21 protein-coding genes and 2 tRNA genes are annotated in these 21,532 nt (G+C 38.7%); 5 read left to right on the top strand and 18 right to left on the bottom strand.

The genetic code is table 11. From position 1 onward, the window contains the following. Positions 1-6 precede the first annotated feature (6 nt). The 4 genes from TY15_RS19730 to TY15_RS19715 all read right to left on the bottom strand — a co-directional run bounded on the left by TY15_RS19730 (position 7) and on the right by TY15_RS19715 (position 5,253). On the bottom strand, positions 7-2,358 hold the full coding sequence (locus TY15_RS19730; RefSeq protein WP_040205604.1) for a TOTE conflict system archaeo-eukaryotic primase domain-containing protein: 2,352 nt from the start codon (positions 2,356-2,358) through the stop codon (positions 7-9). A gap of 610 nt (positions 2,359-2,968) precedes the next feature. Continuing rightward, complete coding sequence (locus TY15_RS19725) at positions 2,969-4,033, bottom strand: GTP pyrophosphokinase (RefSeq protein WP_052353846.1); 1,065 nt, start codon at positions 4,031-4,033, stop codon at positions 2,969-2,971. Between the two features lie 259 nt (positions 4,034-4,292). Then, complete coding sequence (locus TY15_RS19720) at positions 4,293-4,559, bottom strand: replicative helicase loader/inhibitor (protein ID WP_052353845.1); 267 nt, start codon at positions 4,557-4,559, stop codon at positions 4,293-4,295. Further along, positions 4,549-5,253 carry a conserved phage C-terminal domain-containing protein gene (locus tag TY15_RS19715; protein ID WP_040205606.1) on the bottom strand — a complete coding sequence of 235 codons (705 nt, stop codon included), beginning with the start codon at positions 5,251-5,253 and terminating at the stop codon, positions 4,549-4,551. The genes TY15_RS19720 and TY15_RS19715 overlap by 11 nt, the downstream gene beginning before the upstream one ends. A 533-nt stretch (positions 5,254-5,786) precedes the next feature. Between TY15_RS19715 and TY15_RS19710 the strand changes: the two genes are divergently transcribed. Together TY15_RS19710 and TY15_RS19705 are read left to right on the top strand one after the other, a co-directional pair. Then, positions 5,787-6,017 (top strand): hypothetical protein, encoded by a 231-nt coding sequence (locus TY15_RS19710; protein WP_040205607.1) that lies wholly within the window; start codon positions 5,787-5,789, stop codon positions 6,015-6,017. A 2-nt stretch (positions 6,018-6,019) separates the two neighbouring features. Further along, the gene (locus TY15_RS19705; protein WP_040205608.1) at positions 6,020-6,775 is read left to right on the top strand and encodes a type II toxin-antitoxin system VapC family toxin; all 756 of its coding nucleotides are present in this window, start codon (positions 6,020-6,022) and stop codon (positions 6,773-6,775) included. Between the two features lie 424 nt (positions 6,776-7,199). Here the strand turns inward: TY15_RS19705 and groL are convergent, their stop codons facing one another. Both groL and groES read right to left on the bottom strand, forming a co-directional pair. Beyond that, complete coding sequence (groL, locus tag TY15_RS19700; protein ID WP_040205610.1) at positions 7,200-8,834, bottom strand: chaperonin GroEL; 1,635 nt, start codon at positions 8,832-8,834, stop codon at positions 7,200-7,202. 94 nt (positions 8,835-8,928) lie between these two features. Continuing rightward, positions 8,929-9,216 carry a co-chaperone GroES gene (gene groES / locus TY15_RS19695; RefSeq protein WP_040205611.1) on the bottom strand — a complete coding sequence of 96 codons (288 nt, stop codon included), beginning with the start codon at positions 9,214-9,216 and terminating at the stop codon, positions 8,929-8,931. Between the two features lie 377 nt (positions 9,217-9,593). Here groES and TY15_RS19690 point away from each other — a divergent pair, with 377 nt between their 5' ends. Together TY15_RS19690 and TY15_RS19685 are read left to right on the top strand one after the other, a co-directional pair. Then, positions 9,594-10,319, top strand: a complete 726-nt coding sequence (locus TY15_RS19690) for a CPBP family intramembrane glutamic endopeptidase (RefSeq protein ID WP_040205612.1) — start codon at positions 9,594-9,596, stop codon at positions 10,317-10,319. Then, entirely contained in the window at positions 10,316-10,516 is a 201-nt protein-coding gene (locus TY15_RS19685) for a YdiK family protein (RefSeq protein WP_040205614.1), read from the top strand. Before TY15_RS19690 ends, TY15_RS19685 begins: the two co-directional genes overlap by 4 nt. Positions 10,517-10,681: 165 nt before the next feature. Here the strand turns inward: TY15_RS19685 and TY15_RS19680 are convergent, their stop codons facing one another. The 6 genes from TY15_RS19680 to moaC all read right to left on the bottom strand — a co-directional run bounded on the left by TY15_RS19680 (position 10,682) and on the right by moaC (position 15,617). Then, positions 10,682-12,208: an MDR family MFS transporter gene (locus TY15_RS19680; RefSeq protein WP_040205615.1), complete on the bottom strand. Its 1,527-nt coding sequence runs from the start codon at positions 12,206-12,208 to the stop codon at positions 10,682-10,684. 12 nt (positions 12,209-12,220) lie between these two features. Next, positions 12,221-12,943: a hypothetical protein gene (locus tag TY15_RS19675; protein WP_040205616.1), complete on the bottom strand. Its 723-nt coding sequence runs from the start codon at positions 12,941-12,943 to the stop codon at positions 12,221-12,223. A 14-nt stretch (positions 12,944-12,957) separates the two neighbouring features. Beyond that, positions 12,958-13,680, bottom strand: a complete 723-nt coding sequence (locus tag TY15_RS19670; RefSeq protein WP_040205617.1) for a polymer-forming cytoskeletal protein — start codon at positions 13,678-13,680, stop codon at positions 12,958-12,960. A gap of 12 nt (positions 13,681-13,692) precedes the next feature. After that, positions 13,693-14,316: a YhbD family protein gene (locus TY15_RS19665; RefSeq protein ID WP_040205618.1), complete on the bottom strand. Its 624-nt coding sequence runs from the start codon at positions 14,314-14,316 to the stop codon at positions 13,693-13,695. Between the two features lie 113 nt (positions 14,317-14,429). Further along, positions 14,430-15,083, bottom strand: coding sequence for a redox-sensing transcriptional repressor Rex (locus TY15_RS19660; protein ID WP_040205620.1), 654 nt, complete (start codon positions 15,081-15,083; stop codon positions 14,430-14,432). Positions 15,084-15,119: 36 nt separating this feature from the next. Continuing rightward, positions 15,120-15,617: a cyclic pyranopterin monophosphate synthase MoaC gene (gene moaC, locus TY15_RS19655; RefSeq protein WP_040205621.1), complete on the bottom strand. Its 498-nt coding sequence runs from the start codon at positions 15,615-15,617 to the stop codon at positions 15,120-15,122. 204 nt (positions 15,618-15,821) lie between these two features. On the opposite strand from moaC, the gene TY15_RS19650 reads away from it, so the two are divergent. Continuing rightward, positions 15,822-17,741 carry an ABC-F family ATP-binding cassette domain-containing protein gene (locus TY15_RS19650; RefSeq protein ID WP_040205623.1) on the top strand — a complete coding sequence of 640 codons (1,920 nt, stop codon included), beginning with the start codon at positions 15,822-15,824 and terminating at the stop codon, positions 17,739-17,741. A gap of 623 nt (positions 17,742-18,364) precedes the next feature. On the opposite strand, the gene tsaD is transcribed toward TY15_RS19650, so the two are convergent. The 6 genes from tsaD to TY15_RS19620 all read right to left on the bottom strand — a co-directional run bounded on the left by tsaD (position 18,365) and on the right by TY15_RS19620 (position 21,352). Further along, on the bottom strand, positions 18,365-19,390 hold the full coding sequence (tsaD, locus tag TY15_RS19645) for a tRNA (adenosine(37)-N6)-threonylcarbamoyltransferase complex transferase subunit TsaD (protein ID WP_040205624.1): 1,026 nt from the start codon (positions 19,388-19,390) through the stop codon (positions 18,365-18,367). Then, the gene (rimI, locus tag TY15_RS19640) at positions 19,387-19,836 is read right to left on the bottom strand and encodes a ribosomal protein S18-alanine N-acetyltransferase (protein WP_040205626.1); all 450 of its coding nucleotides are present in this window, start codon (positions 19,834-19,836) and stop codon (positions 19,387-19,389) included. Before rimI ends, tsaD begins: the two co-directional genes overlap by 4 nt. A 12-nt stretch (positions 19,837-19,848) precedes the next feature. After that, a complete protein-coding gene (tsaB, locus tag TY15_RS19635) occupies positions 19,849-20,556 on the bottom strand; it encodes a tRNA (adenosine(37)-N6)-threonylcarbamoyltransferase complex dimerization subunit type 1 TsaB (RefSeq protein WP_040205627.1) in 708 nt (235 codons plus the stop codon). Then, on the bottom strand, positions 20,553-21,008 hold the full coding sequence (gene tsaE, locus TY15_RS19630) for a tRNA (adenosine(37)-N6)-threonylcarbamoyltransferase complex ATPase subunit type 1 TsaE (RefSeq protein ID WP_040205628.1): 456 nt from the start codon (positions 21,006-21,008) through the stop codon (positions 20,553-20,555). The genes tsaB and tsaE overlap by 4 nt, the downstream gene beginning before the upstream one ends. A 190-nt stretch (positions 21,009-21,198) precedes the next feature. Next, positions 21,199-21,275, bottom strand: a tRNA-Asp gene (locus TY15_RS19625). A gap of 3 nt (positions 21,276-21,278) precedes the next feature. Continuing rightward, positions 21,279-21,352: transfer RNA gene (locus tag TY15_RS19620), tRNA-Met, on the bottom strand. Positions 21,353-21,532 lie beyond the last annotated feature (180 nt).

Genomic DNA, 21,532 nt, shown 5'->3' with positions numbered 1-21,532 from the left:
AAACTACTAGAATAATTGAATTTGTTGGCTTATCTCTTTGTTTTCACCATTTAGACTATAACCAATATTTTTATATCCCTTTAATCTCTTTTCAAACATTTTCTGTAAAACATCAACGTTTGAATCTACATAATCAAACACTTTTACTTCATTTTTATCACTATGATAACGGTGTAGCCGTCCTACATACTGTTGCAATGTCCCTTTCCAAGAGATTGGCATTGTTAGAAAGAGTGTATCTAATCTAGAATCATCAAACCCTTCTCCAACATATTTTCCTGTCGCAATTAACAATCTCTCCTCGCTATCAGGTAATTTAATTAACTTTTCTAGCGCTTGTTGCCGTTCTTTCTTCTTCATAGCTCCTGATAGGATAATAATATTTTTAGCAAATCCCTTGAAAAGCTTATATAGCTCATTTACATGTTCTAAACGCTCCGTTAACACTATAGGAGATCGTCTTTCATCTAGTGCTTGTAGAACGTCATTAAAAATCATATCGTTTCGTTCTTTATTAGTAGATATCAAAGAATATATAGCTTGTATATCAGTTTCATTCGTTTTCATTAATGTTTCTTTTTTAACAAGGGTTTGTTTAAACGGTCGAATATTGGCTTGCTGTTTATTATTCGTTTTATATCTTATAGGTCCACATTGCATAAATATTATTGGGTGCAACCCATCTTTCCTAACTGGGGTCGCTGTTAAACCATACACTTTTTTTGCTCGTACTGCGCTTAATACCTTTTCAAAGCTGACGGCAGAAATGTGATGACATTCATCAACAATAATTTGCCCGTAATGATGTAACTCTGATTTTATTAAACCATTATGATTGAGCGATTGAATCGTAGATATATCTATATTGTAGGTTGGTTTATTTTTCCCACCCCCAATTTGACCAATTTCTTTTAGTGGGATATTTAAAAAAGTTGATAATCTTTCTTTCCATTGTTCAACTAATTGTGTTCGATGCACAATTATGAGTGTATTCGTTTCATTTCTACTAACTAATGCTGCAGCTGTCACTGTTTTCCCAAAACCAGTGTCTGCTGCTAATACTCCATTGTCATAATTAACCATAGAAGTAACAGCATCCTCTTGTTGGATAGTAAGTTGTCCATAAAATTTAGCATCAATGGATTTTCCTACATATTGATTATTTTGTATTTTAAGAAATATTTTATATTTGAAGAAAATATCCTCCACTTCTTGTATTAAACCTCTTGGTAATATGAGCATTTTGTCATTTATCTGTGTACAATCAATCATTCTAGGAATTCGATGAGTGGAATAACGCATTGCTTGCGCTTTGAAAAACTCTGGATTTCCAAATATCGCAAGTTTTTGTAATTCATTTAGTATCTTACTAGGTAATAAAATCTTAGGTATTTGAATACCCTGATTTAATTCGATTGTAACTTCTTTTGGCAAGTTAATATTCTCAACTTTCTCTTTTACCTTAATAGGATTTCCTTCCTCTGAGAAGTTTGTTACTATTTGTAAAATATATTTTTCAGATATCTTTTTTATCGACGATAAATATTGCCATTGATTCGCGAATTCCTGAAATGAATCATTTACAAAGACACTATTCCCTTTCATTTTTGCTTGTTTCTGTAAGGGGAGAGCTATTAAATTGCCAAAACCACCTTTAGGTAATAGATCTTGGTTAGGGAACATTCTATCAAAGGAATCCATTCCAACTTCAAAGCGTTTTTCACTTGTTTTCGATAATAGAATATCCCCAAATTTTCTAGCTAACGAAGCACTTATTGCCTTTTCAAAAAAGAACCAAATATGAGCCCCTTCTCCTGAGCGGGAACGTTCAATGTGATAGGATACCCCTAAGTTTTTACAAGTTTCAATAAATGCACGTACATCATCTTGCCATTGTTTTTTATCAAAGTCCACAGCTAGAAAATTACACGTATTATCTTCAAGTAATGGATATATTCCTACAGTTTTTATACCACTTAAATGTTCGTAAATAACTTGGGGAGTTAAGGTAGAAAATAATCGATGAGAGCAATCCTGACATTTAATTTTAGGTTTTCGACAAAGTTCTTTATCCCACTCGTTTTCACATACAGGTGAATAACCAGATTTACCTGTAGTACTCGATTCCCACCTTTGAGCAAAAACATCAGTTCTTCCCCGAAAAAGGTTCATAAATAGTGAAATTGCAGCTTTTTCTTTAGGAGTAAAACCATTCGCTGTTTTCGTTATATTAGTTGTTCGACTGTGAGATGTATAAGGACTTTGTGCTTTATAGAGATCCTTTTTTAATTGTATATTTTCATTTTTTAGTCTATCAATCTCCTTTAAAGCTTGATTGAGCTGTTCTTGAATATCCATAAGGCTACTCCAATCTTTTACCACTAGTTTAGCCAAGAAAGCACTTATTTAACAGTATTAATCAATGAAAATAAACATTACGAGAATGTCATTGTCTTAACAACATTAACGTCTAAATTGATGAAAAACTTTTGCATAGTTGTGTTTAATTGAAATTAGACAGAATTAAATAATAATAGCCTATTTAATCTAAGGTTCTTTACTTTCTGTTTCATCATTTAGCAACACTAACTAGAATGGGGGAAACACTATATCTATTGTAATACGACAAGAATTCATGGCAGTAGAAGAAAAGCCTTCATCTAATAAGATAAAATGAGGTTTATCAAAAATTTAGTAACACTTGATAAACCTCTCTTAATAATTATTATGTTAGCATTTTATTAGCAAATTACTTGAAAATGCTTATATACCAAGGGGCTGAGCAGCTATTACATCATACCGCCCGTGAGTTTAGAGTGTGTAATATCGTTAACGAGAGGTGCAAAAAGGGCGGTAAATCAATGTTCTGGATATTACTGGTTGTAACATCTTTAACGTCGATTTACCGTTTTTTATCGAATTGCGTTAGCAAAATGTTAGCGTGTTCGTTTGTTTATACAATTAAAGTTCATACAATTTTATTATAAAGATCAAATAACATTTTGGGTAATTTTGGGTTTTTTGAAAGTTTTCCAAAATTGAAATATTCTTGGACATACTGTAAATCTTCTTTTTCACAAGCTAATACAAAACATAAATAAAAAATGGAAATTCCACTCGTGACCGATTCCCATCGTTTCTCATGCATTGACAACCACTTTTCTCCAAGAGTTTTAATCATTTCTTTTCTTGATTCTAAGGAATCCTTCAATTTTTCGATAGTATCAATCCCAAAGAAACTTAGTTGATTAATTCTTTTTGCAATATATCTTTCGTCTGTATATTCAACAGTAATTGCCTTCGTTATCATCATAAAATGTTGCTCAATTTCATAAACGATTTTATCTTCCTGCAGAAATTCCTTTAATGATATATTATCTATAAATAAATTTAAATTTTGGGATTTAATTTGTTCTTTCACTTCAATTGTATACTTTTTTATTTCTTCTTTTATTCTTATGAATTCGCTATCTGCTAATTCCAATAAACCTGCTATCCTAGAGAACTTTCTTCTCATATCAACAGGAATTTCAATTGCACTCTTATATCCAATATCATGTTCAATTTCTGCCCATGCATGTTGCAAAATAGATCTTATTTGAATTTCAAAATTAATCCCATTAAACCTTGAATACTCAGGTAGGGATGCTCTTGGCTCTGTTAATTTAATAATATAATGGAGTGATGAGTACCCAAAAGAGTCGAAATTTTTATTCCTTTTATCACATGAGTTATTTTCGTCTACATGAAACTGAGTTTTAACAATAGTAGCAATTGTATCAACATCATCTTCAAAATAGGTTATCACTCTTAGACCCAGAATATCAGTAATTTTATCTAAACCCGTATATTTATCTTCTTTACTATCAATTTTCTTAGATAAACTATTCCTGTCTTTTACCCTTGATTCAATACCATGAATAGTAATCCCGTTTTCCTTAATCAAGGAAAATAGTAAATCTCTTAATTTTTTCTCGTATTCCAAGTATATTATTTTCTTTTGGTCATATTCATTTAAAATTACTTCTTTCAAAACTCTTCCCCCTCATCGAACTTAACCCTTTTCACTTACCCTTGGTGCGTAACAATCTTTGTCTCTCCGTGAACAGGCAGTTCGGTGAGTCTGGCCCTCCGTTACACACAACAACAGAAAAATTCCCATTTTGCACCATTATATCAATCTCTAACTTCATTATGCTATGATTTTTATCTATTTCTATTAACCTTATTGGAACTCCCCAAATGCTACTTCAATTTATTTCCAGGGGGGGTGACAGGGACCAGCATACTCTCTACCCTTCTTTTTCCCCTTTGGTTACATCGAGTATAAAATCACAAGGGATATCGCGTCCCCCTGTAGATTTCTGAACTAAATCACTAATCTTTGGAGGATGCGGTGAATCTTGTACAAATTTCAATAGATTCTCATGTACTTTATTATATGAATATTTTTGCAGGATCATATGCCAAGCATCCAGCTTATGTTGATCAAACTGAAACTTTTCATAATAGGCTTGTATAAAGTCCATCAACTTATAAATCTCTTTCTTAGTCATCAAGGTTAAAATCCCCCTCCGTCAGTCTCTTCTTCCCTTCCTGCTGATTGAGATAAGATTCAAATTTCGTCCCAAACAATGTCTCCAGCCGCAAGAACTTATTCCAAGCAGGATCAGTTTGCCAATCAGCGGACTTCAAATCGACGACTCTATTAAAATCCTTAAGCGTAAACCCTTCTCCATATCTTGATTGAATCAATTCCCTCGTTTTAATAGAACTTAATTTGAATTTCTTTCCTGTCTTCTCATTCAAATACCCAATAATCTCACCATATGGAATCACCTTTTTCACAGAAAAATGGACTACGGATTCCTTCGTTTTCTCTGAATTTTCCTCAAGTGCTATTTCCTCTTTAGAAGCACCTAGGCTATCTTCAAATTCCTGCAATTTTTCATAGTCAATGCTGTACCATTTTGTCTTGTCCATTTTCATCTGATTCCAATTTTCAGAAAGAAGTAACCCTAGCATCTCTAAGGAGCGAATCGTCCGCTTAATCGTACTTACGGACCAAAATGGCAGCTGCTTCTGCCACTCTTCATAGGTGTTATAAACCCAGGTTCTCCCCTCCATATTATGCTTGCTGATCCCAAGCCAATAATGAATTTGCTGCAATACCACCGCCTCATTTAAACCAATCTTCGCTGCCAAACTAGGAATAATCATGACCGGACTTTCATTTATTAATAACCTACTCATCTGAACCTCTCCCTTAATGGATTTAAAAAAAAGGACCTGACTCGGTCGTAGGACACGAGTAACCCACCGATTGGTTTAAGTCCCTTCACCTTCTATATAGTAATAAAATCAGAAAAAGGACAGGTTCTTAAAAAATATTTTTACTTGATGGAATTCGAAATGGAAGAGGACATATTATCTTTTTCTTTGAAGTTATCTTTGAAGTACCCTAATGAAGAAATCTATGGTATTGCTTGGGTCAACAAGAATATCTCTACGTATCATTTTGAATCTATCCAAATGTCAGGATGATCAAATCAGTTTGGTCATTTTGTGCTGATGCATGTACCGTAAAACCTGCCAAGCGGATTTAATGAAAATATCTAGAACATCTATTGGGAAAGCACAGACATTACCTTTCTTTTTACTTATAAATGTGGGGAAGTTCGGAAAGAATGGTTGATATTATCATGTTTCGGAAAGGTTTCTCATAGGTTTAAAAAGGGAAATAAAGGGGATAGACAAATAAAATTTTCCAGTAGAGGAGGAAAATTATGGACGAGCATAGAAATAGAGAGTACGATACAAATAAATTCACTAATAATGATGAGGTGGTAAAAATGGTTACAATTCCACTAACAAAAGAAGCCCCAAATAAAACAGTTAGAGGAAATGTTGTAAAAAATCAAAAGAAAAAACGGAGTGCTCTTGAGATTTCAAATTCTATCGGTGTTCATGGGGCATTTGGTCGCACATTGTCGGACCTACACAAACAAGGGAGATAAGTATGGACTTTATTCTTGGTGGGGAAGAAATTGATCAGGAGGATTTCTCTGGAGCATCTATTTATTTAGATGCTTGTTTTATTTTGGCATATTTAGACCTTGATGATAACCGTAGGCCTGAAGTTGCAAGAGTGCTAGACGTGTGGTCGGATTATCCAGGGGCCATTTTAGGATTGAGTAATCATACTGTAGCAGAAGTTATCAATCGAATTTTTCAAATGAAAGTTCTTGGAGCCTTAGAGGTCTATCACCAGAACAATAAGCTTATTAATCAGACAAGAGATGGTTTCAATAATTTAACCTCTGAACAGAAAATGAAATTACTAGATTTAAATGGGGCTAAATTTTTATACAGCTTGGCAAAACGTGAGGAAATCATGAGTTTTTACAACAAAAATAGCAATGTTAGTGTAAATGTAATGGATTTGATTAAATTAGCAAAAAAAGATGAAGGTAATCGAAATAAATTAGATTTTTTTTATCGGGCTGCGGTTAATACCTTTGAGAAATTTGTTCAATCGATGACAGATGAATTGGGTTTTGAAACAGTAGAAATTTTGGACTCAACAGCAGATATTTCATATCACGCTGCCAAAATTTTTATGCAACAATTTCAACTGGATATTACAGACTCTTTCCATTTGGCAATCGCTCAAGAGAATAATTATAATTACTTGGCTACGCTAGATGGAGATTTTGTGAATAATTTCTATTCTAAGGGTACCACTTTATCAACTAGAATTATTAAAGTAGCGTAGATCCTTGTTTAAAGATACTTGGCCAACCTTCATAGGTCGATATAATAATTAACCATAGCTAGGGGGAACTGAACTCCTTGGCTTTTTTGCATTTTTCCTGGCCTATTTTTCATCAAATGAGAAAGAATAGGAATGACGGTATTCATATTAACCCTTAAATTTTTGAGTTCATTGACAGGCAGTCAGGTCGGAATTCTTCTTGTCCCAGAAAAAGCCCTATTATCATATGACAATGGAAATTTTAAATATCCCCATACGACACCAATATTGAAGAAAAGGCCTCACAACAGTTTAGCAAACTGATGAGAGGTCTTCTTAATTAGTTTGGGTTTTCTTTTGTCGAACAATGTGGACAAACAAACTCTAGGACAAGTTTGTTTGCTTTCCCTTTAAAACGTTGATATAACAGGGTTTAAAATCCTTATTACATCATGCCGCCCATTCCACCCATACCGCCCATGTCAGGCATAGCCATGCCTGCACCAGCTGGTTCTGGCTTGTCAGCCACTACTGCTTCAGTTGTTAAGAACATAGCCGCTACAGATGCAGCGTTTTGAAGTGCAGAACGAGTCACCTTAGTTGGGTCAACGATACCAGCTTCGATCATGTTTACCCATTCGCCAGAAGCAGCGTTGAAGCCTGTGCCAACTTCTTCACGTTTTAAGCGGTCTACGATGACAGATCCTTCAAGACCAGCATTGTGCGCAATCGTACGAACTGGCTCTTCCATTGCACGTAGAACGATGTTGATACCAGTTGCGATGTCGCCTTCTTCTTGAAGCTCAGCAACCTTGCTGTATACGTTTAGAAGGGCTACCCCACCACCGGATACAATACCTTCTTCAACAGCAGCACGAGTTGCGTTTAATGCATCTTCAATGCGAAGCTTGCGCTCTTTTAATTCTGTTTCAGTTGCAGCACCAACTTTGATTACCGCTACACCGCCAGCTAATTTCGCTAAGCGCTCTTGTAATTTTTCACGGTCAAATTCAGAAGTAGTTTCTTCTAATTGAACACGGATTTGGTTTACACGAGCTTCGATGTCTGCAGTTGCGCCAGCACCTTCAACGATTGTTGTATTTTCTTTTGTTACAACGACTTTAGAAGCGCGTCCTAAAGATGTGATTGTAGTAGTTTTTAATTCACGGCCAAGTTCTTCAGTGATCACTTCTGCACCAGTTAAAGCAGCGATATCTTCAAGCATTGCTTTACGGCGGTCACCAAAGCCAGGAGCTTTAACCGCTACGGCATTGAATGTTCCACGAAGCTTGTTAAGAACTAAAGTAGAAAGTGCTTCACCTTCGATATCTTCAGCAATCAACAATAATGGCTTGCTTTGTTGTACCACTTGCTCAAGGACAGGAAGGATTTCTTGAATGCTAGAAATCTTTTTGTCAGTGATTAAGATATATGGATTTTCTAAAACAGCTTCCATTTTGTCTGTATTGGTTACCATGTATGCTGAAGTATAACCGCGGTCGAATTGCATACCTTCTACTACATCCAATTCAGTTGTGAAGCCTTTAGATTCTTCGATTGTGATAACGCCGTCGTTGCCAACGCGTTCCATAGCTTCAGCGATTAATTGACCTACTTCTTTATCATCAGAAGAAATAGCAGCAACTTGAGAAATAGATTCTTTGCCTTCAATTTGCTTAGAGATCGCTTTTAATTCTTGAACAGCTACGGCTACAGCTTTTTCGATACCTTTGCGGATACCCATTGGGTTTGCACCAGCTGTTACGTTCTTTAAGCCTTCGCGAATCATCGCTTGAGCAAGAACGGTTGCAGTTGTTGTACCGTCACCGGCAACATCATTTGTTTTACTTGCTACTTCAGCAACAAGTTTCGCACCCATGTTTTCGAATGCATCTTCTAATTCGATTTCTTTTGCAATCGTTACACCGTCATTTGTGATAAGTGGTGAACCAAATTTTTTCTCAAGTACCACGTTGCGTCCTTTTGGTCCAAGAGTAACTTTTACAGCATTTGCAAGAGCATCAACACCGCGTAACATTGCACGACGTGCATCTTCACTAAACATAATTTCTTTAGCCATTGTAAAAAAACCTCCTCGTATATTTTTAAGTTTATGATCATTTGAGATTAATTTTCTGTTTAGCTCCAGCTTTGGCGCCAGAGCCTGTTTATGCTTACTCGCCTACAATTGCGAGAATATCTGTTTCGCGTAAGATTAAATATTCTACACCTTGGTATTTCACTTCAGTACCACCGTATTTTGAGAAGATAATACGATCACCTACAGCAACATCAAGTGCTACACGTTCTCCGCTTTCAAGTACGCGGCCAGTACCAACGGCAACAACTTTTCCTTCCTGAGGCTTTTCTTTCGCTGAATCCGGTAATACGATACCGCTTGCAGTTTTTTCTTCTGATTCAACAAGCTCAATGATAATGCGATCACCTAATGGTCTTAACAAATCAAACAACCTCCTCAAAAATGTATGTAATTTTGTTTTATTAGCACTCTCTATTAATGAGTGCTAACACAATTATTATAATAATGAATCTGTAAATCTTTTGCAAGTATGAAGTTACATTTTTTACAAAGAATTTACCTTTTTACAACCTTATAAAGTATGTGAAATAGTGGATATTCTATACCTACTTTATATAAGAGAGTAAAAGACTGGTATTGATTGGAGTTGAAATCAGCAAGCAATTTTTAAAAAAGTTCATCTAAATTGATACCGTTGCCGTTTTAAGAGTAAAATGAATAATAATGTTACGTACGTTAGATTGAAAATTAGCTTGTACTCGTCCACGTATATAGATGGTACTTAAAGGAGATTTGCATTTGAAAAAGGAATATTGGATCATCATCATTGTTTATATTGTTATGCAGCTTTCTAGTCTCGTCGGACTTCCCTTATTGATTGTCAGCTTTGAATCTTTAGGAATTAACCAGAGCCTTGCCGTTCCGATTTGGCTAATTGCAAGTTTTTCAATCGCCTTACTCATCATTCTTTATTTGTTACGAAAGGAAATGTCCAACAAGCGCAGTTTAGACGCTCACGGGAGTCCCCTTGGAAATTCTGTGCTCTGGGCCTTTTTGGGTATCTTTTTAGCCTACTTTGCGCAGATTGCTGCTGCCATGATTGAGACGATGCTAGGGGTTGAAATGGGCTCGGAGAACACGGAAAATATTCTCCACATCATCGATACACTACCATTAGCGGTGCTTGTGACCAGCATTATCGGTCCGATTTTAGAAGAAATTGTCTTCCGGAAAATTATTTTTGGATCCCTTTATAAACGATTTAATTTCTTTATCTCGGCACTCATTAGCTCGGTGGTTTTTGCCTTGGCCCATATGGAACCGTCCCATATCTTACTGTATTCAGCGATGGGCTTTACCTTCGCCTTTCTCTATGTTAAGACTAAGCGTATTCTTGTGCCGATTTTCGCCCATGTCAGTATGAACACCCTGGTTGTCTTGGTTCAATTGGTTTATAAAGATGATCTGGAAAAATTACAGCGTGAGGCTGAGGCCATTCAAAACTTTATCGGAGGATTTCTATGAGACGTTCACCCTTGTTTTCCGGATTGATTTACTTCTTGCTAGGCGCACTATTTACCTACTTTGCCATTGATCATGTGCAATCAGATGGCTGGGGCTTTTTCAGCTACCTACTCATCCTACTAGCCACATTCGACTTTGGCTCAGGAATAAAAATGATGATTTTTCATGTTAAATTTAAGAAACAATTAAAAAAATAACAAAAGGGATCCCTACTACTGAAGTTCAGGGATCCCTTTTCATATACCTCAAAAGTACTTTTTTATAAGCCTGGCTCTTTTATCGACCACTTTTGAGGATTTATCAACCGCTTTGAACTTTTATCGACCACTTTTATAAATTTATCAACCACTTTCACCATTTTATCAACCACTTACCTTTTTTGACACTTCACCATTATTCATCACCATGCGCTCTTTGCCGAGGATAAAGATAAACAAGAAGGCTAGCCCCGCCGGTACGAGACCCCATGTAAAGGTGTGGACGATTGAGCTTGATAGGACATCAGTTATTTTGTCTAGAATCTGCGCTGGAATTTGATTCCTTGCCTCCTCCGACAATAAAGACCGGGAATCCCCAAACGATTGCCCCTTTGGAATTCCTCCTATACCGGCAAATGCCTTTTCAAGTCCTTCCGTGAAATCGTTCCGTTGAATCGATCCAAATACGGTAATTCCAATCGTCATACCTAGTGAGCGGATAAAGTTACTTGTCGAGGTTGCCGATCCCCTTTGCTCCATGCCAAACGGATGAATAGCCGCCATACTTAACACGGAAAACGAGAAACCAACCCCAAGCCCAATCACCACCATATAGATCGTCAAGACCGCTCTAGAAGTCTCTGGTGTAATCGTACTAAGTAAGATAAAGCCAACAATCAAAATAACTCCTGACAAAAACATAATGTTTCGATAGCTCAGTTTTGTCGTTAAAAAGCCACCAACCTGTGCGGTCACTACAGAGCCCACCATCATCGGTAATAAAATCAGCCCGGAATTGGTGGCACTACCGCCGTAAACGCCCTGCACGAAAATGGGGATATACACGGTTGCTGCCATAAAGGCTGCCCCGTAAAACAAGCCGACAAGGGTACTCCCTGCAAACAAGCGATTCTTGAACATCGAAAACGAGATGATGGGATCCTTCGCCTTTGTCTCAACAAATAAAAAGAGGAGGAAGAGTACCGCAAATCCGGTAAGCAAACTAATAATCACGCTAGAATCCCAATCATACTTCTGACCGCCCAGCTCCAGGGCAAACATTAAACAAACAACCGCACCAATCAAGGTCAACGCACCCCACCAGTCAATCGACTGCTTTTGGTGAACAGGTGATTCTTTGTAGGCGATGGTAATAAAAACGAGCGATAAGATCCCAAGCGGCAAATTGATATAGAAAATCCAATGCCAGCTAATGTGATCGGTAATATATGCTCCAAGCAATGGACCAAAAATACTTGATAACCCAAAGACCGCACCAAACATGCCACCCATTTTTCCCCGTTTTTCTGGTGGGAATAAATCAAACATAATGGTAAACGCAATCGGCACAAGTGCCCCGCCGCCGATACCTTGAATGGCCCGGTAGATGCTTAATTGCGTAATCGTTTCAGCGGTGCCACACAAGGCCGAGCCGACCATAAATAATATCAAACCAAACATAAAGAACCGCTTCCGCCCATACATATCCGATAGTTTTCCGAAAATCGGCATCCCCGCCATCTCCGCTACCATATATGCTGACACGACCCAAACAAAGCTCTCGAGGCCGCCCAGATCACCGACAATGGTCCCCATCGCGGTCACGACAATGGTATTATCCATCGATGCCATTAAAATCCCCAATAATAACCCTGTCACAACTAGACCTAATTTTCCTTCCTTCGCTCCCATACCATTTCTCCTTTAGCGCTTTGTATTTGTCTTGACGGTCGAAGATGTATCCTGCGTGAACACATCTGTATACTCCACCAAACCAATCTGACAGCCTCTTCCAATTTTCACACGATTTCCTCGTACTACATTAGCCGTTGTATTTTCTAAATAAATGTCATCCCCTTCAATGACCTTTGCCGTCAGGAACCCTTCCTTTTTAGAAAGGGAAATGTTCGTAAAAGGAATCAGCCAAGCCCCTCTCTTCACAGTAATCTTACTGCCGCCAATTTCATCTGCCGTACTATTCCCAAAGCTCAAGAGAATTTTCACCGTATCAGCGGTTAATAATCCTTTGATTTCAAAGCCGCCGCTTGAATCAAACGTCTCGTATTCCACGTCTCCATTCACGGCGATACTCCCTTTGATCGATGCAGTATCACCACTAAGGCGCTCACCGACTTCCAGCATCCCTAAGATCTTCATCTGCTTCAATTTGGCTTGATGGTCAATCATCATCGTTCCCATCACTAAGGTTTTGTTCGCTTCCACATTCCCTTTAAATTCAGCCTCACCCATAATTTTGACTGAATCTGCACTGATATTCTCCATCACTTCACACGTTCCGTACACATGATACGTAGAACAGGTCACATCATTTACAATCGTTCCTTCTCCGCGGATGCTGATTTTATCATATTCCCCACCGGGATAACTTCCCGAGCCATTAATAATTAGCTTTTTAGCATTCGTCACGTTGATCCCTCCCCTTAAACCTGTCTCACATCATCAATAACAGCATGCTTATCCTGTGAAAATTCCTCTGAATATTCGACAATACCAATCTGACAGTTCGCACCGATTCGCACTTGGTTACCGCGAACGACCTTTGCGGATGTGTTTTCTAAATAAATTTTGTCCCCTTCTATCAAATCCACCTCTAGTTGTGTCTTATAGAATGGTTTAAACAACGTACCAATGAACGACCCTGTATGCTGTTTGACGGTAATCGTCTGGCCGCCAATTTCCTTGGCTCTACAATCCCCGTAAATCTCAACATCAACTTGGTCCGCATTTAACAGACCGCCAATCGTAAAGCGGTATTTTCCTTTAAAACGTTCTACTTCACAATCTTCTCCCACCGAGAAAATCCCACGGAGCCTAATTTCCTCACTCTTTACCTTGCCACCCACAGCAGTTTTCCCAGAAACCTTTAGCTGCTTTACAAATAGATTTCCCTCAATTTTCGCGGTTCCTTCGACTTGTAGCTTTTCCGCCTCTATTGAACCTTCAAAGCGGGCAGTTCCATTAACCTTCGCTTTCGTAGCCTTAACGTTCCCTTTAAGAAAGCCTGTGCCATTACTATCAAGAACATTGCAGTCTATATCATTATTAATCGTGCCCCGTCCATTTAATGACACAAGGTTAAATTGTCCACCGTTGGATGACCCTAAGCCGTTGATCACTAGGTCTCCTCTATTTTTCGATTCCATTGTCATTCTCCTTTATACTAATTTCGATTTAATTTCCTCCATACAGGTCATCAACGATACGGTTGTGACCACCTTTGTCCCGCGCTCAAAATAAAGACCTTCCGTATTGATCACAACTAGACAAGAGGAAACCCCCAACTTTCGTGTAATCACTAGCTCACAGTTCTTTTGCTTAATCTGCGCCCCTTGATCCTTAAGCACTTGAAGTAACATTTTTCCTTCATCCAAATTAATCTCTCCTGATTGCAGAAGTTTTTCTAATACATAAACCTCCAGGATTCTAGATAAAGTAAATAGATCGCTTCCTTGATCTTGTTCTATATACATATTCATCACTTGTTCTGAAACAATGTTACGTTTTATTAATTCCACCCTACTCAGCTGTAAATCTGTCAAATTCGGCGAAAACATATCCGCCAGCTCATCCAAGGATAAATTTTCCTTCATGGACTGGATTTTATTAATTCTTTCTAAGATCTTTTCTTTCGGAAAAAAGGTTTCCTGTCCGGTAAACGTTGATTTCCGAATGAACCATTCCTCAGGAATCAAATCTTTCCGCTTCCAACGATATAGCTGCCCGTACGATATCCTTGCCATATCAAGTAAATCCTTTTTAGATATTAACTCCTCGCTCATGTGTAAAACCCCTTTCTAGTAATAATGTAACATAACACTGTTACGTTGTAAATAAGTGGCTTTTCAATATAAAAAAAAGACCTTCCACATTTCTGTGAAAAGTCCATAAAGCCTTACTCTTCTATATCTTCCGTTGGATAGTGCTTTAAAAAATAAACTAGTGACTGCAGCTCGACTGCTAGATCAATGTGATGCACCCTTATCGAGGCTGGGACATTTAACCGTGCAGGGGTAAAGTTTAAGATTCCTCCCACATTGGCATTCACCAAGCGGTCGGTAATCATCTGGGCCACTGGGGCGGGCACGGTCAAAATCGCAACAGAAATTGCCTCTTCCGTTATCACCTTCTCCAATTCATCCATATGATAAACGGGGACCTCCCGAATCATCGTTCCCATTTTAGCCGGGTCCACATCGAAGGCACAGGATATTTTTGTATTGTTATTTTTTAAAAAATTATAATTTAAAAAAGCAGTCCCAAGGTTACCAACCCCAATTAACGCCACCTTTGTTAATTCATCCTGATCGAGCGTTTTCCGGAAGAAGGTTAATAGATAATTGACGTTATAGCCATAGCCCTTTTTCCCTAGGGCACCGAAATAGGAAAAATCCCTGCGAATCGTTGCAGAATCAACCTTCACAGCTTCACTTAGTTCTGCTGATGATACCCTTTGCTTTCCAGAAGTATGCAGGTTTTTTAAAAATCGATAATAGAGGGGCAACCGTTTGGCTGTCGCCTGTGGTATCTTCATCGTTTCATTACTCATAATCTCCCACACCCCATGAATGGTTTAGTTAACAAATTATTTAACTTGTTTTGTTCGTTTAAAATCGCCATTTTTCCCGCCCGTTTTCTCCACTAAATAGGTCGGTCCAATGACCATACTTTTATCCACTGCCTTACACATATCGTAAACGGTTAAGGCACATGCCGAGGCAGCTGTGAGCGCTTCCATTTCTACACCTGTATTTCCCTTCGTTTTCACTGATGCAGCAATCTGTAATTGATACGTCTCATCGTCACTCTTTTCCCACGTAAAAGAAACATTTACCCCTGTTAAGGGAATCGGGTGACACATCGGAATAAGATCCCATGTCTTTTTCGCTGCCATGACCGCCGCAACCTGCGCAACCGCTAAGACATCGCCTTTTTTCATTTTATGATTGGTTATTTTTTCAAAAATTTCTTTATTAACCGTTATGCTAGAGTGAGCAAGAGCTGTACGTGCTGTTTCTGGTTTGTCACTGACATCCACCATTTTTGCTCTGCCTTCTTCATTAAAGTGAGTAAATTCTGCCATAAATAAATCCTCCTACCCAAAAATAATACACTATTTTTCCTTTTATGTGTGAAACTTTGAACGAAAGCCCACATTTTTTCTTCATAAGGGCATCACAGCCCCTGACAATCACGCTTTATTGCCGACACTCCGGTTATACGGTACACTATTTATATAGAAAAGAGGCGGATACTGCCATCTTTTGTGTAATAGAGGTGAATAGATATGATTTTATTGCAAGTAAATCAACTACAAAAATATTATGGCGCTGACCTTATTTTATCGAATATAAAGCTAGAATTACAAACTCGTGACCGCGTCGCCCTCGTTGGCCGTAACGGTGCAGGCAAATCAACATTATTAAAGATTATCGCCGGCCAATTATCCCATGATGGCGGAGAGATTATCAAGCCGAAGGAAGTGTCCATTGGCTATTTAGCACAAAATACCGGTTTAGAGTCCCATTTGTCGATATGGGAGGAAATGCTGACCGTTTTTGCCCCGCTTCGGGCCATGGAGCAATCAATCCGGAAGCTAGAAGAACAAATGTCTGATTCTAGTGTGTTCACGGACACAGGGAAATACGAAAAAATATTAAAAGAGTATGATCAGCTCCAGGTGAAGTTTAAGGAACAGGGTGGCTATCAATACGAAGCTGATATTCGTTCTGTCCTGCATGGGTTAAATTTTCAAGACAATTCCTTAATGATTTCCAGTTTAAGCGGCGGACAAAAAACGCGGCTTGCCCTTGGAAAATTATTGCTGACAAAACCAGATATTCTAATCTTGGACGAACCGACAAACCATTTAGATATCGATACCCTTTCCTGGCTTGAACAATATTTACAAAGCTATGTTGGGGCAATTTTAATCGTTTCCCATGACCGCTATTTTTTAGATAAAGTCGTCACACAGGTGTACGAGGTTTCACGGAAGCAAATCCAACGATTTACAGGTAACTATAGTGCCTATCTTGAACAAAAGACTGCTAATTATGAGCGCGATCTGAAGCTTTTTGAAAAACAACAGCAAGAAGTCGCTAATCTCCAAGACTTTATTCAAAAGAATCTTGCCCGTGCCTCGACAACGAAACGGGCACAAAGTCGGCGGAAGAAGCTAGAGAAGATGGAGATCATGGATCGACCACTTGGTGATGAAAAGTCAGCCACATTCTCGTTTGAAATAGACAAGCAGAGCGGGAATGACGTCTTAACGGTTGATTCATTAGCAGTGGGGTATCAAGGGGCAAAAGTATCTGAAGCGATCAGCTTCCGGGCTTATAAAGGCGAGAGTATTGCCCTCGTTGGACCAAATGGGATCGGAAAGTCGACCCTGCTTAAAACCATTATTAAAAAGCTCCCCGCACTGGCTGGAACCATTCAGTATGGAACAAACCTATCGATTGGCTATTATGACCAGGAGCAGGCGGAATTAACCTCCAATAAGCGAGTATTAAACGAACTCTGGGATGACTATCCGTTAAAAAATGAAAAAGAAATTAGAACGGTATTAGGCAATTTCTTATTTTCAGGTGATGACGTCCTGAAGATTGTTTCCACCCTAAGTGGTGGGGAAAAAGCACGCCTTGCCCTCGCAAAGCTGATGCTGGAAAAAGCCAATGTACTCATTTTGGACGAGCCGACGAACCATCTAGACCTGGATAGCAAGGAAGTGCTTGAAAATGCTCTTATAGATTATCCGGGTACGATCTTGTTCGTCTCCCATGATCGTTATTTTATCAATCGAATCGCTACAAAGGTCTTAGAGCTTAGTCGTCTTGGCAGCACAGAATTCCTCGGTGATTATGATTATTATGTCGAAAAAAAGCTCGAGCAGGAAGAGCTTGCGGCACTCGCGCTAATGGCTTCTGCTAATAGCACAGCTGCAAAGGAAGCATTGGAGAAAAACAGTTATCAACAGGATAAGGAAAGTAAGAAGCTCGAACGGCAACGTAAAAGAAAGTTAGAAGAAATTGAATTACGGATTGAAGAACTGGAAGCGCAAATCGAGGCGTATGACCAGCAATTATGTGATCCGGCGGTTTTTCAGGATCACGAAAAGGTATTGGAAATTAACATCAAAAATGAAAAAGCCAAGGCTGAGCTTGAACAATTAATGGACGAGTGGGCAGAACTGGCTGAGTAAGAGATCAAACCGGGCATCGCCCGGTTTTTCTTACTTCATGTTGTCATTTAGCCGTTTTACCTAATTCACAGGTATCATACAATTCCTTCAAGTAATAAAATTAAATCAGCATGTTCATAAGTTGTTAATTCAATCGATAAATTTTTTTTAACATTCCCTTTTCCACAAACTTATTCACATCCCCGATGGCTAAATCGCAAATAGTTTTTATGCTTTTCCACATTATCCACAATAAACACAATACTTATCCACATTATCAACAAGAACACACGTACTTATCCACATTTTTCTTAAAATTAACTCTTTTGAAATAAATATTTATCCACAAAATAGGTTATTTCTTTCAATTAATCAATCGTTTGATTAATTATCCCCAATTAATTAAGATAACTTAACTAATCAATCATTTAATTAGTTTATTGTTCTCTCTTGATAAACCATCAAATCCCCATTTCAAAAGACTCCACCCTACTCTAATCAATCGTTTGATTAACTCGTTGTACTCTAAAAAGGACAACTTTAATAACCCATCATCTAACTAATCAATCGTTTAATTAGTTGTTTTTTCCTCAAATAAAAAAACTCTTCCTGAATTAGGAAGAGTTCCACATGCGAGCTTATAGTTAACCATTATATAATTCGATGTCTAGTCCAGGAATCGCATTAAGGTCAAGACCTGCTCTGATTCCTTTTTCAAACATCACACTGCCTGCAGCAGCAATCATAGCGGCATTATCTGTGCATAACGATAATGGAGGAATGACTAATTCAATTCCTGGATTCTTAGAAAAGGCGTGTTCGAGCGCCTGTCTTAATCCCTTATTTGCAGCCACCCCACCCGCGATCAGGATCTGTTCAACCCCATATGCCGCAACAGCTTTCTCCGTCTTTTTGACCAACACTTCAATTACACTTGCTTGAAAGCTTGCAGCTAAATCTTCAGGGGCAATAGACTCTCCACGCTGTTCAGCATTGTGAACCGCATTAATAACGGCTGATTTTAATCCACTAAAACTAAAATCATAGGAACCTTCCTCTAACCAGGCACGCGGTAAAGGAATCGTCGGATTACCTTCCTGAGCTAACCGGTCAATATGCGGTCCGCCTGGATATGGCATATGTAGAGTTCTTGCCACTTTATCATAGGCTTCACCTGCAGCATCATCCCTTGTTTCTCCAATAACTTCAAAATGACCATGTTCCTTCATATAGACAAGCTCCGTATGTCCACCAGATACCACAAGGGCTAGAAGTGGAAATTTGAGCTCGGTAATTAACCTATTGGCATAAATATGCCCAGCAATATGATGAACAGGCACAAGCGGCTTATTATGAGCAAAGGCAAGTGCTTTCGCTGCATTCACTCCAATTAATAGTGCTCCTACCAAGCCTGGCCCTTCTGTTACGGCGATGGCATCAATCTCTGCCATAGTAAGATTCGCCTGTTGTAGCGCTTCCTCTATCACGATTGTGATTTGTTCAACATGATGACGAGAAGCAATTTCAGGGACTACTCCCCCAAAGCGTTTATGACTTTCGATTTGCGAGGCAACCACATTCGCGGCCATTTCACGACCATTTTTAATAATGGCTACTGCCGTTTCATCGCAACTTGTTTCAATTCCTAATATCAATAGCTCTTTCTTCATAAGTTCACCCACATGATTAATGCATCTTCCTGATTATCGGAATAATAATTTTTGCGGATTCCACCATTTTGAAAACCAAATTTCCGATAAAGGGATTGCGCAATATGATTCGTAACACGTACTTCTAGCGTCATCGTTCTTGCCCCCATCTCTCGGACAACAGACATTAACTTATTCATTAACGCCTCCCCAAGTTTCTTTCCTCTATAGCCTGGCAAGATGGCTACATTTGTAACATGTGCTTCATCAATCACAACCCAAGTCCCACAATAGCCAATTATTTGTTCGCCTTCCTCTAAAACGATATAGACAGCAAATTTATTGTGGTGTAATTCATTATAAAATGCCTCACGACTCCATGGTGTTGTAAAAGAAGCGTGTTCAACCGCTAAAACTTGGTCAATATCCTCTTCCTTCATAAAACGAAAACTCAAAGAATCTCCCATTTGTCTCTATCCCTATCCGTTTAAAATTTTTCCTTTTGCCTCCAACCATTTCGCTTCTGCTTCTGCTAAACGTATATAATTCGGCACAAAGGAATGAATGTCTTCCCCCATTTTCTCCTTACCCAATAATGCAAGCTCTGCAGGACGAGGATTGTATTCTGTAATGCTAGCAAACGTGGCTTGAGTGCCTAACGTTTTTTCAAGAATAGCCCGATGAATAGGTACATCATTACCGACAAATAAAATAGGCTTGCCCATCGCTGCTATTCTTAACGCCCATTCATCAACCATGACTAACTGATCTTCAACCACAGCTGTCAGTTTCCCATTTTCTCCTTGATAGAGGGCTGTGTATATCTGGCCCCTTCGTGCATCGACTAACGGTGCCACATAGCCATCAAAGTATCGTCCAATGCCAGCAGCCAAAACTTCTAAGCTTGATATCCCTACAAGTGGAATGTTTAACGACCATGCTAATGTTTTTGCAATCGTTACCCCAATTCGAACCCCAGTATAAGAACCTGGACCCTTTGCCACCACAATTTTTGTTAAATCAGCAGGAAGTCGTTCGCAATCCTTCATCAAAGTTTGAATGGCTGGCATGATACGAACAGAGTGGTTCTTTTTTAAGTTTGTCATAAACTCGCCAAGTACTTGGTTATCATCTAAAAGCGCTACTCCTAATGGATGGTTAGAAGTATCAATCGCCAATATAGTCATTTAAAAATCTCCTTACATAATTCCTCATATCTATTTCCTGTTGGAACGAAGACCATTTTTCTACGATCCTCTTCTAGGCGATATAAAAATATGGTTAATCTTTCTTCCGGAAGTTGCTCATCTATTAGATGAGCCCATTCTACTACTGTGACTCCGTCACCATTAAAGTATTCATCAAAGCCTAAATCCTCATAGGAGTCTGCGACGCGATAAACGTCCATATGATATAAGGGCAGCCTGCCTTTATATTCTTTAATAATGGTAAACGTTGGGCTATTCACGTTTTTCTTTATTTCAAGACCTTTTGCCAAACCTTTTGTAAATGTTGTTTTACCAGCACCAAGATCACCTTCAAGTGCAATAATATCACCAGGGTGTAACAGTTCAGCCAATCCTGCAGCGAATTGACCCGTTTCCTCGGAATTCGTTGAAATTCGTTCAAATTGATTCATGTAATCACCTTTACTTTAACATAACTATCCTATATTTACATTTTACCCTTATTTATGTGCAAAAAAAACCTTAGGATCTTTCCTAAGGATTCATTTTCAATATGAATGACTTTATTGATTCGCATTAAGTCAGCTTTTAAGGACATAAAAAAAGACGAAACCTTGTTTCGACCAATTTTATACGTATAAATGGCGGTCCGGACGGGACTCGAACCCGCGACCTCCTGCGTGACAGGCAGGCATTCTAACCAACTGAACTACCGGACCAAATTGCGGGGGCAGGATTTGAACCTACGACCTTCGGGTTATGAGCCCGACGAGCTACCAGACTGCTCCACCCCGCGACAATAAGAAATATAAAATTAAACCATGCCCTTAGTTACTAAGGACTGTCCCGACTTCAGAAAGCTTACTCAAGTAGCAGCTCAGTCGGTACAACTCGCAGGTAATTCTTTGTAGCAACGCTCGTTGCTCCACCCCGCGACAATAAAAAGTATTAAGATAAGATTAAACAGCCTGGCAAC

The organism is Neobacillus jeddahensis (assembly GCF_000612625.1).
GTDB lineage: Bacteria > Bacillota > Bacilli > Bacillales > Cytobacillaceae > Neobacillus > Neobacillus jeddahensis.
This window is presented reverse-complemented; position numbering and strand designations above follow the sequence as displayed.

Coding starts and splice junctions, on each gene's coding strand:
- tsaE (WP_040205628.1), bottom strand. CDS start 21,008: ATGAATCAATTTGAACGAATTTCAACGAATTCCGAGGAAACGGGTCAA.
- TY15_RS19715 (WP_040205606.1), bottom strand. CDS start 5,253: ATGAGTAGGTTATTAATAAATGAAAGTCCGGTCATGATTATTCCTAGT.
- moaC (WP_040205621.1), bottom strand. CDS start 15,617: ATGGCAGAATTTACTCACTTTAATGAAGAAGGCAGAGCAAAAATGGTG.
- TY15_RS19710 (WP_040205607.1), top strand. CDS start 5,787: ATGGACGAGCATAGAAATAGAGAGTACGATACAAATAAATTCACTAAT.
- TY15_RS19680 (WP_040205615.1), bottom strand. CDS start 12,208: ATGGGAGCGAAGGAAGGAAAATTAGGTCTAGTTGTGACAGGGTTATTA.
- tsaD (WP_040205624.1), bottom strand. CDS start 19,390: ATGAAGAAAGAGCTATTGATATTAGGAATTGAAACAAGTTGCGATGAA.
- TY15_RS19730 (WP_040205604.1), bottom strand. CDS start 2,358: ATGGATATTCAAGAACAGCTCAATCAAGCTTTAAAGGAGATTGATAGA.
- groL (WP_040205610.1), bottom strand. CDS start 8,834: ATGGCTAAAGAAATTATGTTTAGTGAAGATGCACGTCGTGCAATGTTA.
- TY15_RS19670 (WP_040205617.1), bottom strand. CDS start 13,680: ATGGAATCGAAAAATAGAGGAGACCTAGTGATCAACGGCTTAGGGTCA.
- TY15_RS19665 (WP_040205618.1), bottom strand. CDS start 14,316: ATGAGCGAGGAGTTAATATCTAAAAAGGATTTACTTGATATGGCAAGG.
- TY15_RS19660 (WP_040205620.1), bottom strand. CDS start 15,083: ATGAGTAATGAAACGATGAAGATACCACAGGCGACAGCCAAACGGTTG.
- rimI (WP_040205626.1), bottom strand. CDS start 19,836: ATGGGAGATTCTTTGAGTTTTCGTTTTATGAAGGAAGAGGATATTGAC.
- TY15_RS19650 (WP_040205623.1), top strand. CDS start 15,822: ATGATTTTATTGCAAGTAAATCAACTACAAAAATATTATGGCGCTGAC.
- TY15_RS19705 (WP_040205608.1), top strand. CDS start 6,020: ATGGACTTTATTCTTGGTGGGGAAGAAATTGATCAGGAGGATTTCTCT.
- TY15_RS19685 (WP_040205614.1), top strand. CDS start 10,316: ATGAGACGTTCACCCTTGTTTTCCGGATTGATTTACTTCTTGCTAGGC.
- tsaB (WP_040205627.1), bottom strand. CDS start 20,556: ATGACTATATTGGCGATTGATACTTCTAACCATCCATTAGGAGTAGCG.